Origin of the sequence: Vitreoscilla filiformis, from assembly GCF_002222655.1 — a bacterium.
Classification (GTDB): Bacteria; Pseudomonadota; Gammaproteobacteria; order Burkholderiales; family Burkholderiaceae_C; genus Ideonella; species Ideonella filiformis.
In genome coordinates, this window is sequence record NZ_CP022423.1 from 3,402,385 (window position 1) to 3,417,055 (window position 14,671).

The 14,671-nt window shown below is 55.8% G+C and carries 10 protein-coding genes and 1 pseudogene; 6 read left to right on the forward strand and 5 right to left on the reverse strand.

What is annotated here, in order from left to right; translation table 11 throughout:
* Positions 1-6: 6 nt before the first annotated feature.
* The 3 genes and pseudogenes from VITFI_RS15950 to ychF form a co-directional block, all read right to left on the reverse strand.
* Positions 7-906 carry a helix-turn-helix transcriptional regulator gene (locus VITFI_RS15950; protein WP_089417828.1) on the reverse strand — a complete coding sequence of 300 codons (900 nt, stop codon included), beginning with the start codon at positions 904-906 and terminating at the stop codon, positions 7-9.
* A gap of 429 nt (positions 907-1,335) precedes the next feature.
* Positions 1,336-1,473: pseudogene (locus VITFI_RS18535) on the reverse strand (IS5/IS1182 family transposase); the annotation flags it as partial.
* A gap of 245 nt (positions 1,474-1,718) precedes the next feature.
* Positions 1,719-2,813: a redox-regulated ATPase YchF gene (gene ychF / locus VITFI_RS15960; protein ID WP_089417830.1), complete on the reverse strand. Its 1,095-nt coding sequence runs from the start codon at positions 2,811-2,813 to the stop codon at positions 1,719-1,721.
* Positions 2,814-3,146: 333 nt separating this feature from the next.
* Between ychF and VITFI_RS15965 the strand changes: the two genes are divergently transcribed.
* The 4 genes from VITFI_RS15965 to VITFI_RS15985 all read left to right on the forward strand — a co-directional run bounded on the left by VITFI_RS15965 (position 3,147) and on the right by VITFI_RS15985 (position 11,030).
* Positions 3,147-5,750, forward strand: coding sequence for an RHS repeat domain-containing protein (locus VITFI_RS15965; RefSeq protein WP_089417831.1), 2,604 nt, complete (start codon positions 3,147-3,149; stop codon positions 5,748-5,750).
* Between the two features lie 11 nt (positions 5,751-5,761).
* Positions 5,762-9,028 carry an RHS repeat domain-containing protein gene (locus VITFI_RS15970; protein WP_089417832.1) on the forward strand — a complete coding sequence of 1,089 codons (3,267 nt, stop codon included), beginning with the start codon at positions 5,762-5,764 and terminating at the stop codon, positions 9,026-9,028.
* A gap of 229 nt (positions 9,029-9,257) precedes the next feature.
* A complete protein-coding gene (locus tag VITFI_RS15975; RefSeq protein WP_198301535.1) occupies positions 9,258-10,202 on the forward strand; it encodes a tlde1 domain-containing protein in 945 nt (314 codons plus the stop codon).
* Positions 10,203-10,598: 396 nt separating this feature from the next.
* Positions 10,599-11,030 (forward strand): RHS repeat-associated core domain-containing protein, encoded by a 432-nt coding sequence (locus VITFI_RS15985; protein ID WP_232476637.1) that lies wholly within the window; start codon positions 10,599-10,601, stop codon positions 11,028-11,030.
* Positions 11,031-11,609: 579 nt separating this feature from the next.
* Here VITFI_RS15985 and VITFI_RS15995 read toward each other — a convergent pair.
* Together VITFI_RS15995 and VITFI_RS16000 are read right to left on the reverse strand one after the other, a co-directional pair.
* A complete protein-coding gene (locus VITFI_RS15995; protein WP_089417837.1) occupies positions 11,610-11,807 on the reverse strand; it encodes a transposase in 198 nt (65 codons plus the stop codon).
* A gap of 205 nt (positions 11,808-12,012) precedes the next feature.
* A complete protein-coding gene (locus tag VITFI_RS16000) occupies positions 12,013-12,690 on the reverse strand; it encodes a hypothetical protein (protein ID WP_089417838.1) in 678 nt (225 codons plus the stop codon).
* Positions 12,691-12,787: 97 nt separating this feature from the next.
* On the opposite strand from VITFI_RS16000, the gene VITFI_RS16005 reads away from it, so the two are divergent.
* Positions 12,788-13,915, forward strand: a complete 1,128-nt coding sequence (locus VITFI_RS16005) for an FAD-dependent monooxygenase (protein ID WP_198301537.1) — start codon at positions 12,788-12,790, stop codon at positions 13,913-13,915.
* 18 nt (positions 13,916-13,933) lie between these two features.
* On the forward strand, positions 13,934-14,659 hold the full coding sequence (locus VITFI_RS16010) for a DsbC family protein (protein ID WP_089417839.1): 726 nt from the start codon (positions 13,934-13,936) through the stop codon (positions 14,657-14,659).
* The last annotated feature ends 12 nt before the right edge of the window (positions 14,660-14,671 follow it).

The following is a 14,671-nucleotide window of genomic DNA, read 5'->3' on the forward strand; positions in this document are numbered from 1 at the left end:
GTGTTGTCATTGGGCTTCGGCCTTGCTGCTGGGATAGCCAGGAGCCGACACAGCGGTCTCTACGCCGTACAAAGCAAGATGGTCCTTCAGCCAGAGGCGGTACTCGGGACCTCGCAGGCTGTGACCAGGGGAGCAGTCCACACGCCACTTACGGAGTGCATAGCCTGCCAATGCAGCTCGCAATTTCAGCCGCAACACGCCATCTGGCATGTCGTAGTCCATGTGCGTGACTTCGGGATGAGGTTGGTCCGGGTGAGGCACCAAGTCCAACTCGACGATGCGTGTCCACTGAACGTCTTGCTCTGGGAGCTCATGGCGCGCTGCCTCGTCGCCAAGCTTTTGAGTGGGCTTGCTGATACGGGTCAGGACAAAGTCGCGGAAAGTCTGCGACTTGCGATCGAACGCGCGCACATGCCATCGAAGGCCCGTGTCCAGCAGCGCAAAGGGCACAATTTCACGCGAAGACTCTCCGCTGCTCACCGAGCGGTAGTCGATGCTGAGCACCTGCCCCATGTGAATGGCGCGCGTGATGCAGGCCAGGGTATCCAGCACCGGGTAGGAGAGCCTGGAGGGCATGAGGCACGGCAGCAGGGCCTCAGACGAGGGGGCGGTAGCGTCGCCCAGTTGCTCAGTCAGCCAGCCTAGAACTTGGGCCGATGGCACAGCAAACAGTGGCGAGAACCCTGCCCCTAGGAGGTAGCGTTTGCCACGGCTTTCGTAGTCAACGTTTTCTGGTGCCAGCTCTTTGTACAGCGCCAGATCCCGCGAAGCGGTCGCCGACTGGATGCCAAAGCGCTGCATCAAATCAGGCCGTCGAACCTCGCCAAGGAAGCGCAACCGCAGCTCGATGTGCTTGAGCCGGTCCCTTTGGGATTGGGGCAGTTCGGCTGCCGGATCAGCTTGCATGGTGAGGAGGCGACGCTGAGGGATGACGGAATGGGAATTCTATCCAAAAGGCACTTTGTTCAAATCAAAAAGATACGATTCTGGATTCAAATGCGCCGTGACAGGGTCTGCTGATTCAAGCGGGACCATCCGTTTCGAAGCCGCTCATGAGCACTCTGGAGGATGCAACAAGGAAACTGGGTAGCTCGCCGCGTGATTGCCCCGTTTGCAAGCATCGTTGCCTCATTCGATGCCACGCATCGGTGCATCCAGATGGCGGTTCGAGCTCGGTGTTTTGACCGGCAGGTCAGCCTCAATGCACACTCACACTGATCGCAAAGCGTGTCCCCCGCGAGCTTGAGAAGCCGTGCCGTAAAGGCGACGAGTCCTCGAGCTTCTGTGCCCGAGCCCTCGGCTGGCCGCATCACCGTCGCCCGATGACTTCACATCTTGTCCCTCGGTGAGGCTGAGCGCCGTTGGATGACCCAGCGCATCCACGCTGTGCTGATGGGCTCGAACAATGGTCGAGTCGATCATCACCCACTCGTTGCCAGCCTCTTGGGCCAAGGCGTCAAACACGCGCTGCCATTGGGCGTCGCTCAGAGCGTAGCGTTCAGTCATGCACTCTCACATAGAAACGCCGCTTTGATCTTCAAGGGGTTGGGGGGGTTGATTGATGACAGGCCCTAACCTTTGTACTCAATCCGAAGTTAGTTGCTCGCGGAATTCCCGGCAACATCCAGAAACAACAAAGCCGCGTAAGTGCGCGGCTTTGTTGATGTTTTTCTGATTTCAGAGTCTTTCCTGATGTTCCAGGAAAGGTGGTCTACTCATCAGACGTTGAACAAGAAGTTCATCACATCCCCGTCCTTCACGACGTATTCCTTGCCTTCTGCGCGCATCTTGCCGGCATCCTTTGCACCTTGCTCGCCCTTGTAGGCGATAAAGTCTTCAAATGCGATGGTCTGCGCACGGATGAAGCCGCGCTCAAAGTCCCCGTGGATCACACCCGCCGCTTGCGGTGCGGTGTCGCCGATGCGGATCGTCCAGGCGCGCACTTCCTTCACGCCAGCCGTGAAGTAGGTTTGCAGGCCCAGCAGCTTGAAACCAGCGCGGATCAGGCGGTTCAACCCCGGTTCGTCTTGGCCCATTTCGGCCAGGAACATGGCCTTGTCTTCGTCGTCCATCTCGGCCAGCTCGCTCTCGGTCTTGGCGCAGATGGCCACGACCTCGCCCTTCTGGGCAGCCGCGTACTCACGCAGGCGGTCGAGGAAGGGGTTGTTCTCGAAGCCGGTCTCCGACACGTTGCCCACGAACATCGCCGGCTTGGCAGTGATCAGGCACAGCGGCTTGAGGATGACCAGCTCTTCCTTGCTGAAGTCAATGGAGCGCACCGGCTTGGCCTCGTCCAGCGCGGCGCGGCACTTTTCCAGCACCTTCACCAGCGCGGCGGCGTCCTTGTCGTTGCCCGAGCGGGCGGCCTTGGTGTAGCGGTGCAGGCTTTTTTCCACCGTGCCCAAGTCGGCCAGGCAGAGTTCGGTTTGAATCACCTCGATGTCGGCGATCGGATCGACCTTGCCGGCGACGTGGATCACGTTCGGGTCTTCAAAACAGCGCACCACGTTGACGATGGCGTCGGTTTCACGGATGTGGCTCAGGAACTGGTTGCCCAAGCCTTCGCCCTTGCTGGCGCCAGCCACCAAACCCGCGATGTCCACAAACTCCACGATGGCCGGCACGATGCGCTCGGGCTTGACCACTTCCGACAGCTGGGCCAAACGCGGATCGGGCACTTCCACCACGCCGACGTTGGGCTCGATGGTGCAGAACGGGTAGTTCTCGGCGGCGATACCCGCCTTGGTCAGGGCGTTGAACAGGGTGGACTTACCGACGTTGGGCAGGCCGACGATGCCGCACTTGAGGCTCATGAAAAATCCTTGTGAATCAATGACATCCGGCCCAGTGGTGGGCAGTTCGGACGGCGCCGGCCGATCGCCGGGCGAAAAGGGCTGATTGTAGAGAACAGAAAACCCAGGGTGCCCCTACATCGCAACGCATACGAATCGGAAAATTTGATTCGTCCAAGACCCCTGATCTGATAGAGTTGTGCGACTGACGATTAAAGATACTGGGGTGCCGAGGTTTGATATGCGGCGCAGTATGCGTTCGGTTTCGCCCGTGGTCAATGGTCGTTCAATACTGGTTGGCGGCGGCATTTTGCATGAAGTGCTGCACCTCGAGTTTTAAATCAATTAAAGAAAATGCCCATTTCGAAAAAAATATGGATTATTTTGAGTCTCGCATCATCCTCCGTTGCAGCAGGTGAGATAATTGAGAAATTATCACTCAAAGCGCCGCTACTTTTCAAGTTTGAAAGCAATTGCTCAAACATAAGCTCACCAGGATGGAGAAGTTCGTTTAGTCAGGCTTTTTCGGACTATGCATCATTGCAAACGGCATGCTGGATTAGTATGGTCGATCCCAGCCAAGACGGCTACCCTGCATGGCATGTCGATGGCCCACCAAAATATGAAGATGCATACGCTTATAAAGTATGGGGAGTTCGGCGGAGATGGTATACCAATTTAACTTATTACATGTATTCTTACGGTCAGGAAAATGGGCAAAAATTCGATGGGGGGACAGATCCTTTTGCTGGAAATGCCACTTATGCTCCTTGGGATGGGACTTTTATGAAGCAAACGCAGTCGTGTCCGTCTGGGATGAATTTTGTTTATGCAACGGACCCGAGCGATGCTGAAAATGAAATTAGTTACTGCATAAAGCAGGTTGTTTTGAGGCATCCGAAAAATGTGTGCTCGTCTAGTTTTGGCAACCCAATCAATGCGGACACTGGAAGTAAAAATCAAAATGAACTCGATTATGATGACCCCACTGGCGGAATACTCAGATTCTCTCGAGTGTACTCAAGCTCTGTCGGTGGATTTATTTTTGGTGAGGTCGGCAGTTTTTTATTACCCCACATGAAGGGCTTTTCTGATGGCAGAGGCGTTAATTTTAACATTGTGTTGGATGGGCAAAATTTAGGCGTTTTTTATGAGTATGTAAGTCCGGGAAACTTCTCTGGTTCTGCGCTCACCCAATACAGAGATTTGGGCGACTACCCATACTCATTTACATGGAATGGAGACGTCGGCATTCCAAAAGAAATATACAACAAAGATCGGCTGATTAAAGATCCGAAAGGAAATTACCAGCTCAGCCGTCGAGAGGAGGGCGTTGTTTATACTTATGATGCGAGTGGTGTTTTGCTTAAGAAGACTCGAAACGACGGTCGTTTCGTCGATTATACACACGTGATGGCTGGCGATTTATTTCCAAGCTTATTTTTATCAAAGATTACGGACAATTTTGGCAGGACGCTCAAAATTGCATACGATGCAAACTACTCATTGAGGAGTTTGACTGATCCAGCAAATCGTTCGATTAACTATACGCATGCAGTTGTCGGCCAGGCTCAGACTGTGAGTAGTGCACGGATGCTAATCCCCCTGAAAGTCACCTATCAGGATAATTATGCAAGAAAGTATGGCTGGAATGAGGCATCTGCCAAAGGGAATTATGCAACACAGTTACTGACCAGCATCACAGATGAAAGTGATAAAGTATTATCTATTTTTTCATATAAAAATGGGATTGCGACAGCGACGGAACGTGCCGATGGTTCATATCGATACAGCATCAACGACACAAGAGTTAATGGGGTTGGGTCAATTACGGTAACTGATCCACTGGAAACGGTTCGCCAGCAAAGCTACAAAGTGGTTGGAGGTTATTCTCGCCCGACCGGCTGGCAACAACCAGGAGGTTCTGGATGCGATGCGAGTAACAGTTCTATTGGGTATGATGACAATGGAAACGTTGCTTGGAGTGTCGACTTTAATGGCAATAAAACCTGTTTCGCCAGTAATGATGCCAATCAAGAGATAGTCCGTGTTGATGGGTTAGCCAAAGATGCCGATTGTGCGCAAGTGACATCCAGTGAGGTTGGTTTAGGGGCAAGCTATCGCAAAGTGACTACAGCATGGCACTCAGATTGGAGTTTGAAAACTCGAATAGCCGAGCCGCTCAAAATAACCACACTGGTCTACAACGGGCAAATTGACCCATTTAACGGAAGCAAGGCTACTTGTGTATTGCCAGCAGAGGTTTTACCAGATGGTAAGCCTTTGGCGGTGATTTGCGCCAGGCACGAGCAAAGCACTTCAGATACTAATGGAATGTTGGGATTTTCAGCAAAGTCCACAGCCACACGAACTTGGCGATATACGTACAACACCTTCGGTCAAATTACCTCGATACTGGAACCCCAGTTATCATTAAATGATCAATTACCGCATGAAACAAAATATTCATATTATGACACCACAAAAATAAGTGCTGGCATTGGCTATACGCGAGGTGATTTGAAATCGGTTACGAACCCACTTGGGCAAGTGACCGCATTTACTTCGTATGATGCAGCAGGTCGATTGTTATCGAGCACAGATCCAAACGGGACGATAACGACACGTGCCTACACGACGCGTGGGTGGCTGAAGTCAGTCGCTGTCGTTACAACGACAGGCGTCTCACAGAGCACTCGATACGACTACCATCCGACGGGGCTGTTGTGGCGTGTGACGCTTCCTGATGGGTCAACACTGACACATACATACGACCAAGCACATCGTTTAACGAAAGTGGTGGATGGTGCTGGCAACGCGGTGCAGTACACGTTAGATGCGATGGGTAACCGTATATCAGAGCAAGTGCGTGATTCATCGGGAATACTAACACGCAAGATTACGCGAGTTTTTGATGCACTAGGGCGGTTGCAAAACGTGACCGGTGCGCAGCACTAAAAGGATCCGAAATGGTGATGCTAAATGTCCGAGAAGTGCTGCGTGTGTGCGATCGCTTAATGCGCCTTGTGCGTGGGTGCGTGGTCGGAGTACTGTTGGGGGTGGTAGGTGCACTGGCTCTAGCGGCAACGACAACGACGACCACGCTGACGAGTGGGGCTAATCCAGTGGTGTATGGGCAAAGCGTCGTGCTAACGGCCACGGTGCTTCCAGCTACAGCGAGCGGCGTCGTCACGTTTAAAAATGGAACGACGGTGCTAGGAACTTCAACCCTGAGCGCCGGAAAGGCAACACTCACAATGAGTTTCCCTGTACTGGGAAACCATATTTTGAGTGCTACCTATGGTGGGGATGCAAGCCATGCGACAAGCATCTCTGGCACAATAAAAGAGACCGTTAATATTCAGCCAACGGTGACGACTCTAACGAGTACACCGAGTGTATCGGGCAACGCGGGAACCAAATTTTATTTGGTGGCCAGTGTTCGAGGAACATCTCTTACTGGGTCGGTTCAATTTAAAGAAGGCGCCGTTGTGCTGGGCAGTGCACCGCTGCTCAATGGTGAGGCATCTTGGGCTGTGACAGGTACGACAGGAGGGCATACTTACACAGCCATCTACAGTGGAGACGTAACGAGTAGCGGATCATCAGGTGGGGTGACTGTAGTGGTCAAGGGATTGAATGTGGCGGTGGTCGTGACGACGTCCAACACGCACCCTGCGATTAAAACGCCGGTAGCATTGACCGCACGGATGACTTCGGTGACAGGTATATTGTTATCAGGAAATGTGGTTTTCCGGGATGGCGGCACAGTACTCAAAAACAGCGCGGGGGCAACGAACGCATCAGTGATTAATAATGTTGCGACGCTGGTTGTACCCAGCATGCCAGTCGGGTTGCATTCAATCACGGCCAGTTACTCAGGCGACAGCATGTACGTGCCCAGTACGTCAGCGGCGACCTTGGTGCAAGTCAGCGCAGACGGGATGGTTTTACCGCCCGATGGGGCATGGACGTATCTTCACGATGCCCAGGACAATTTAACAGGTATCGTGGATGCCAATTCGGCAAAAACAGTCAAAGCGTATGACAACCTAGAGCGGAATACTATGGTGGCACTACCAGCGCCGGTCAGTGGGGCTGCGCAACCACAAATTACTATAGGTTATGACTTGCGCGATCAAGTAACCTCGGTGGAGGATCCGAGGGGTTTGGTGACGTCTTACGTCAACACCGGTTTGGATCGTACGACACGACAAGTCAGCCCTGACACGGCAACGACGACACGCACATTTTACGATAACAATCTACTCAAGACGCAGACGGATGCGCGTGGTCAGGTAACGACGTACACGTACGACGCGCTGGCGCGGCTAAGTACGATAGCGTACAGCGGCAGCCAGGGATCAAGTTTTATGTATGACCAAGGCAGCAACGGTATCGGGCGCCTGACGGGGATGACTGATGAATCAGGCAGCACAAGCTACACCTACGATGGTTTTGGCCATGTATTAAATAAGAAACAGACGGTTGGACCTGCGGCCAAAGTTTTTAGCGTTGGCTACGCATGGGGTTCGAGCGGCGGCGCTAACGGTAAGCTTCAAACGTTGACCTATCCGAGCGGAGCTAAGGCAGTGTACGCGTATGACACTGTTGGGCGAGTGGTTTCTGTCAGTGTGGTGGCGGCCAATGGAGTGCAAACCAACGTACTCAATGCGGTGACCTACACCCCGGATCAGCAACCCAGCTCTTGGCTGTGGGGTACGGGTAATGTGCTGTACCAGCGTAGTTTTGATGGTCATGGTCGGTTGGTAAGTTATCCACTTGGAAACCCGAAGGGAACGGGGGCAGCGGCAGGGGTAATGCGCACGCTGAGTTTTGATGCGGTGGGTCATATTGCGGCGTACCAGCACGCGACGACATCCGCCTCAGCAGTAGGGGACTGGGACTTGGTGTTTAACCATGACGCGCTAGGGCGCATCACCAGCGCCAAGCGCCCGGATGGCAGTCACAGTTATGTGTACGGCTACGATGCCAGCGGCAACCGGACGCTGTTAAGCGTGAATGGCGTGAATTACACACACAGTGTTGATCCATCGAGCAACCGCTATACCTCGGTTCAATCCGCTACGGGCACAAATGCGCAGTGGTACAGTTCTTCTGGTAATTTGAGGGCAGATAATAAAGGAGCCTACAATTATTCTGCACGCGGACGCTTGAGCAGCGCGGTGCGAGCGGGTAGCACCTACGAGTATCGCTACAACGCGCTGGAGCAACGTGTATACAAGAGTGGGCCTGCGAGCATGATCCCGACAGGGGTAGCGTACTACGTGTATGACGAGGCTGGGCGTTTGCTGGGTGAGTATGATGCTACGGGCAAGGCTGTTTACGAGACGGTTTATTTAGATGAGCAACCCGTGGCAGTATTAACTCAGCCGGAGCTGGGAAAGAACAGTGTGTATTATGCGTACGCGGATCACCTGAACAGTGTGCGGGTGATCGTGCGCCCGAGTGACCAGGCCTTTGTGTGGCTGTGGGGCAGTGGTGAGCCCTTTGGGCAGGTGCCGCCCGGGACGAACCCGAGTAACTTGGGCGTATTTACGTACAACCCACGCATGCCGGGGCAGGTGGCGGATGTGGAGTCGGGGTGGTTTTATAACTGGCATCGGGATTACAACCCGGATCTTGGGCGTTATGTGCAGTCGGATCCGATTGGGCTTGAAGGCGGAATCAACACGTATGCGTATGTCGGAGGTAACCCGATCAGCGGCATCGATCCCTACGGGCTTTTCGATGTAACTAATCCCGCAGATTGGCCTTCGCTGCCTCCTGGGCTTGTCAACTTCTTCGAAGGATATGGTTCCTACTACGGTGGCCTCGGGAATGCGGCGATTCACATGTACCGTCGATCTGGTTTTTCTGGGTTATGCGTGCAACAGCGTGCCGTTGAGAACGAGGCTACCTTGGCTGCTGCGTTGCGTGCGTTATCCAACCGGGAAATAGCAAGCCAGGCAGCGCATGAGGCCAAGGCCTGGGCCGATAACCACAAAGCCTATCTCGGAGGGAGGCTATCAGCCGGTGGAGTTACTAGCGCAATTGCAGGACTTGGCCCCTACGGGGGGCTGTCGCTCGGTCTTGTCGCGGGGATGGGAGACGCACTACATAACATTGATCGCGCGAATGCATCGACTACCGAACAAGTATTGAGAAGCATATTGGGTGACAAAATGTCTAACTTGCCCGATGTTCACCGTACGGAATGCGAGTGCTCAAAGTGAAATTCACTCCGAATCGTCGATTGAGCCCGGTCGACAACCCCGTTTTGACTTGGGCACTTCACGTCGTTGTTGTCGGGGTCTCCAGCGTCTCGGCGTATTACTCGCTTATTGGCGCTACGTTCGTGCCGGCGGCCTGCGGTATCGCAGTGGTTTCGGTGATGGAGGCTGGTTGGCTCTACTTCCGGTTGCGCCGCTAGCGAGGATGATCCCGACGAGGGTAGCGTACTACGTGTATGACGAGGCTGGGCGCTTGCTGGGTGAGTATGATGCTACGGGCAAGGCTGTTTACGAGACGGTTTATTTAGATGAGCAACCCGTGGCAGTATTAACTCAGCCGGAGCTGGGGAAGAACAGTGTGTATTATGCGTACGCGGATCACCTGAACAGTGTGCGGGTGATCGTGCGCCCGAGTGACCAGGCCTTTGTGTGGCTGTGGGGCAGTGGTGAGCCCTTTGGGCAGGTGCCGCCTGGGACGAACCCGAGTAACTTGGGCGTGTTTACGTACAACCCACGCATGCCGGGGCAGGTGGCGGATGTGGAGTCGGGGTGGTTTTATAACTGGCATCGGGATTACAACCCGGGTCTTGGGCGGTATGTGCAGTCGGATCCGATTGGGCTCCTGGGTGGGACGAATAACTATTCCTACGTGGGGTCGCACCCTACGAGAGGAGTTGATCCAACGGGCTTGCTTGAGCACTTTATGCTGGAGCTGAACTCGGAACCGGTGAGTAGCCTGGAGTGTGGGTGCCGAGATAGTTATCCGGCGTTCTCAGGAAATCCACCGTATCGCAACGACCCGAATTCGACCACACAAGCTGGCATAGGTGCAGCGCCTACTGGCTGGTACTACATCGTTGATCGGCCACAAGGTGGCATTGGTGGGCGCGTGATGTCACTCGTGACCGGCAAATATGAATGGTTTGCGCTATATCGCGATGACGGAACTCCCGGTGACGACACGGTCGAAAAAGGAGTGATGCGGCGAGAGATTCGGTTGCACCCAAAAGGTTCTAGAGGTAACAGCTTTGGATGTGTGACATTGAACAAGCAAGCTGACTACGATCGACTCAGGAAGCTTTTGTTGAGAACCAAGACGGGGATCATTTCTGGAACCAATATCAAGTACTATGGAACGATCCTGATTTATCGGCCAACTATTGGGGAGCCGTGGTGATGATAAGCAAACGCGTCATGGGAATTGGGACATTGATTGCCCTGGGCTCCTGTGCAATGGCTGTGGTCTTCGTGCGAACACCCGCGCTGTGGCCGTTGATGCCGGTTTGGTTGGGCGATGGTTTGATGGTTGTCTTCAAGGTTAAATCGCAAGAGCGTGCAAGTGAGATCGAGTTCTTGTCGGCTTGGTTGCTGTGCTTGACATTGTGTGTTGCGATAGTTGCTGCGGCCTCGGTTGTGAGAAGAAGCGTACTGGGCAACAGCTAAACGAGGGGCTGCTGACGCGGCCCTTCGTTCATTTGTGATCTGCATGCATCATGCGTGGCTCCCCCACTTACGCTTGGGGTGGTCACGCTTCGTACAGGTGCAGCCTGGGACGAACCCGAGTAACTTGGGCGTGTTTACGTACAACCCACGCATGCCGGGGCAGGTGGCGGATGTGGAGTCGGGGTGGTTTTATAACTGGCATCGGGATTACAACCCGGGTCTTGGGCGTTATGTGCAGTCGGATCCGATTGGGCTTGAAGGCGGAATCAACACGTATGCATATGTGGACGCAAACCCGATAGGCGCCATTGACCCGGATGGTCTCGAAAAGATGATCCTTCTCAAACCCACTGATGCCAACTACGCCGCTGCATTGGCTGCGCCGGATACACCAGGTTTGTTGGCCATTATTTCGCACGGCAGCCAAACTACTGTGAACCAGAGAACGCATCGCGCCTTGCTGCGTTTATCAAAGGAAGTGGCAAATGGACGCCCGGAATGCCAATTAAGCTTGATGCATGCAGGACCAGCAGAGGAAAAACAAACATCGCGATGGATCTAAGTCGCCAACTCAATGTTCCGGTAACAGCACCTAACGGTCAGTCCTCGTCGTTCGGCCCCTTTGACGCGGGTGTTTGGAATATGCTGAGCATTCCCGGTACTTCGCTAGGCATTGGTCTGACACCCGGTATGTGGATCACTTACAACCTAGGACGATAAAAATGCTTGCTAAGAAACCTCTGCTAGCAGTTTGCTTAGCACTGCTGACTATCATATTAGGCTCATTTGCTTTAGTTCGCGATCGCGAGTGCTGCGAAGAGATGGACCCTGATGCTCAGGTCCTCATGGCCTCCGCCGAACGTGGAGACGTGGCGGCTATCCGCGCACTTTACAAGCGCGCAGCATCCGATGGCGTTGAGCCAATGGCGGAGCACTGGGCATTAATGGGCGCGCTGGCTGGAGATCGACAAATGCGGATGTCATACGTTCAGATGTTTAGAACCAATATGGATTCCACTCGACAGCAGAAGGTTCTGGTGTCTATAAAAGAAAAGTCCGACATGCCAGGTGTTCATTGCCTACTCGCGGAGTTGAACCGGGGGTCAACATCGGTGACGCTGCGGAGCGCTACTAGGGCCTGTTAACGCAACCGAAGAGCTTCGGCCACGAGTGCCACGGTGATGAATGCGGCAAACATGACGTCGAGCTTGTCGTAGCGGGTGAATACACGACGCCAGGCCTTGAATCTGCGACACAGCCGCTCAACCTCGTTACGACGCCGATACCGCTGCTTGTCCAGCACCCACGGCTGCTTGCGCTGCGGATTGGGCGGCACCACCGCAACTTGCCGAGCTGCTCGGCAAGTTTGTGCGTGGCCTCCCCTCATAGGCACTGTCTATCAGCAACAGCACCGCACCAGCCTCCTGCGGCCCGCCCATCGCTTCGATCTGATCGAATTGCTCGCGAGTCAGTTGCATTGCAACAGCCTCACGCCAGATCCACTGCCTCGTCAATTTGCGTTAACAGGCTCTAGGCGCGTCGGATCACTTGCCGGGAAAGTCGAACGTCGAACTGGAGCTGGTCGGCAGGGACAGTTTGATGTCCGCAGCGCGGGCCAGGGCCACGGCGCTGTCCACGATCGGCTTGCCGTTGGTCAGCAAGCTGCTGATGCCCGGCAGGGCGTCTTTCACCGCCAAAACCTTGGTGGCGTCCAGCGGGTTGTTGTAGGCGCTGCTGACGATGCCCGGGCCGCTGCTTTGCAAATCGGTCAGTTGGTACATGCCCATGGACACATCGAACACGCCCTGCGCGAATTGTTTCTTCTGCTCAAACGAACTCTTTTTGAGCGCAGCTTGCACTTTGGGATCTTGCTGCATCTTGGTCAGCTCGGCACTGACGCTGCTGGTCAATTCCGCCACCTTGGTGGATTGTTCGTTGGCATCCGACAGGCCATTGATCGCGTCCAATTGCTTTTGCAGTGCGGCGGAACGCGCCGGGGTGGAGATCACTTGCAACAATTGAACCGCGCCACGCGCCACTTGCTGGTTGGCGGCCTTCACCGAACTCACAAACGAGTTGACCTGCGTTTCAACACTCGATGAACCGCCCAAAGAGGGCAGTGACGGCAAGCCAAATGAGCCGGCATGGCTGCTGGTGAGCCCCCCCAAAGCCAAGCTGAACGCCACAATCCAAGAGCCCTTGTGCGAAGCGAACGTGCGCATGATGAATTCCTCTCAATGAACATGGTGTAGCGCTGGGCAGAAACGCCTTCACCCAGCCGCCCGATTATGAAGGGGGCTTCCCTACAATGCCGCCGCCATGAGCACCCCTCTTGACGCACGCATTCTTGGCACCGGCATCGTCAGCCGCTGCATGGCGCTGGCGCTGGCCCACCAGGGCTTGCAAGTTGGTTTGCAGGCGCGGCGCCCCGCTGCCGCCGCGCTGCTGGCCGGGCCCGACACCCCCGATGTGCGCACCTACGCCCTCAATCCGGCCTCGGTCGCGCTGCTGACCCGGCTGCGCGCCTGGGACGCCCTCCCTCCCGACGCCCGCACCGCCGTGCTGGACATGCACATCCAAGGCGATGCACAAGGCACCTTGCAGTTCTCCGCGTGGGAGCAAGCGGTCGAAGCGCTGGCGTGGATCGTCGATGCTGCCGAGCTGGAAACCACACTCGAAGCGGCTGTGCGTTACAACCCGCGCATCAGCGTCAGTGCCGAACCGGGGCCGGCGGCGCTCACCCTGATCGCTGAGGGCAAGCTGTCCGAGGAGCGCGCCAAGCTGGGGGTGACCTTCGAGCGTCACGCCTACGGCCACAGCGCCGTGGCCGCTCGCTTGGTGGCCGATCGCCCGCACCAAGGGCTGGCGCGGCAATGGTTCCGTGCGCCGGACATCTTCGCCTTGCTGCCCTTCGACCGGCCACAGGCGCAGGTGTCGTACGGTTTGGTGTGGTCGCTGCCCGAAGCCCAGGCCCTGGCCTGGCGCGATGCACCGGTGGACGAGTTTGAACAAGCCCTCAACGAAGTCACCGGCGGCGCGGCGGGCACGCTGCGTTTGGCCAGCGAGCGCGCCGTGTGGCCGTTGGCCATCGCCCACGCCAGCAGCGTGTGCGGCGCAGGCTGGGCGTTGCTGGGCGACGCGGCGCATCTGGTGCATCCGCTGGCTGGGCAGGGCCTCAACCTGGGGTTGGCCGATGTGATCGCTTTGGATGAGGTGGTCGCGCAGCGCGAAAGCTGGCGCAGTTTGGGGGATGAAGCCCTACTGCGTCGTTATGCCCGTCGCCGCACCTTCGGCACGTGGGCCATGGGACAAGCCACCGATGGGCTGTGGCAGCTCTTTTCTTGCCAAGCCCCGGCGCTGCGGGAACTCCGTAACCGGGGCATGGGTCTGGTGGATCGGCTGGCCCCGCTCAAGCGTTGGCTGGTGAGCCGTGCGCTCGATGTCTGATGTTTCAAGGATGATTGCATGAACACTTCCCTCAAGGCGCTGGTCTGGGCCAGCTTGTGTCTGGGCGCCAGCGCCTATGCCGGTGAAGAGGCCATCCGCAAGGCCCTGGCCGAGCGCATGCCCAACCTGCCCAAGATCGACGAGATCAGCAAAACCGCCATCCCCGGCCTCTACGAGCTGCGCATGGGCACGGACATCCTCTACGCTGATGAAAACGGCGATCACCTGATCGAAGGCTCGCTGTTCAACACCCGCACCAAACAAGATTTGACCAAGGCGCGGGTGGACAAACTCATCGCCATCGACTTTGCCACCCTGCCGATCAAAGACGCCATCGTGGTCAAGCAAGGCACTGGCAGCCGCAAAATCGCGGTGTTTGCCGATCCGAACTGCGGTTACTGCAAGCGCCTGGAAAAAGACCTGGTAACGCTCAAGGACGTGACGATCTACAACTTCGTCATCCCCATCCTCGGCGCCGACTCGCAAACCAAAGCCCGCGACATCTGGTGCAGCAAAGACAACCTCAAAGCCTGGCGCTCGTGGATGCTGGAAGGCGCCGTGCCCCCGCGCACCATGGACAGCAAGTGCGACGTGGCGGCCATCGAACGCAACCTGGCCTTCAGCCGCAAACACAAGATCAACGGCACCCCGGCGATCTTCTTTGAGGATGGCAGTCGGGCACCGGGCGCTGTGCCCGCTGCGCAGATCGAAAAACAAATGCAAGCGGCCACGGGCAAGCCCTGACGTCAGCTCAGG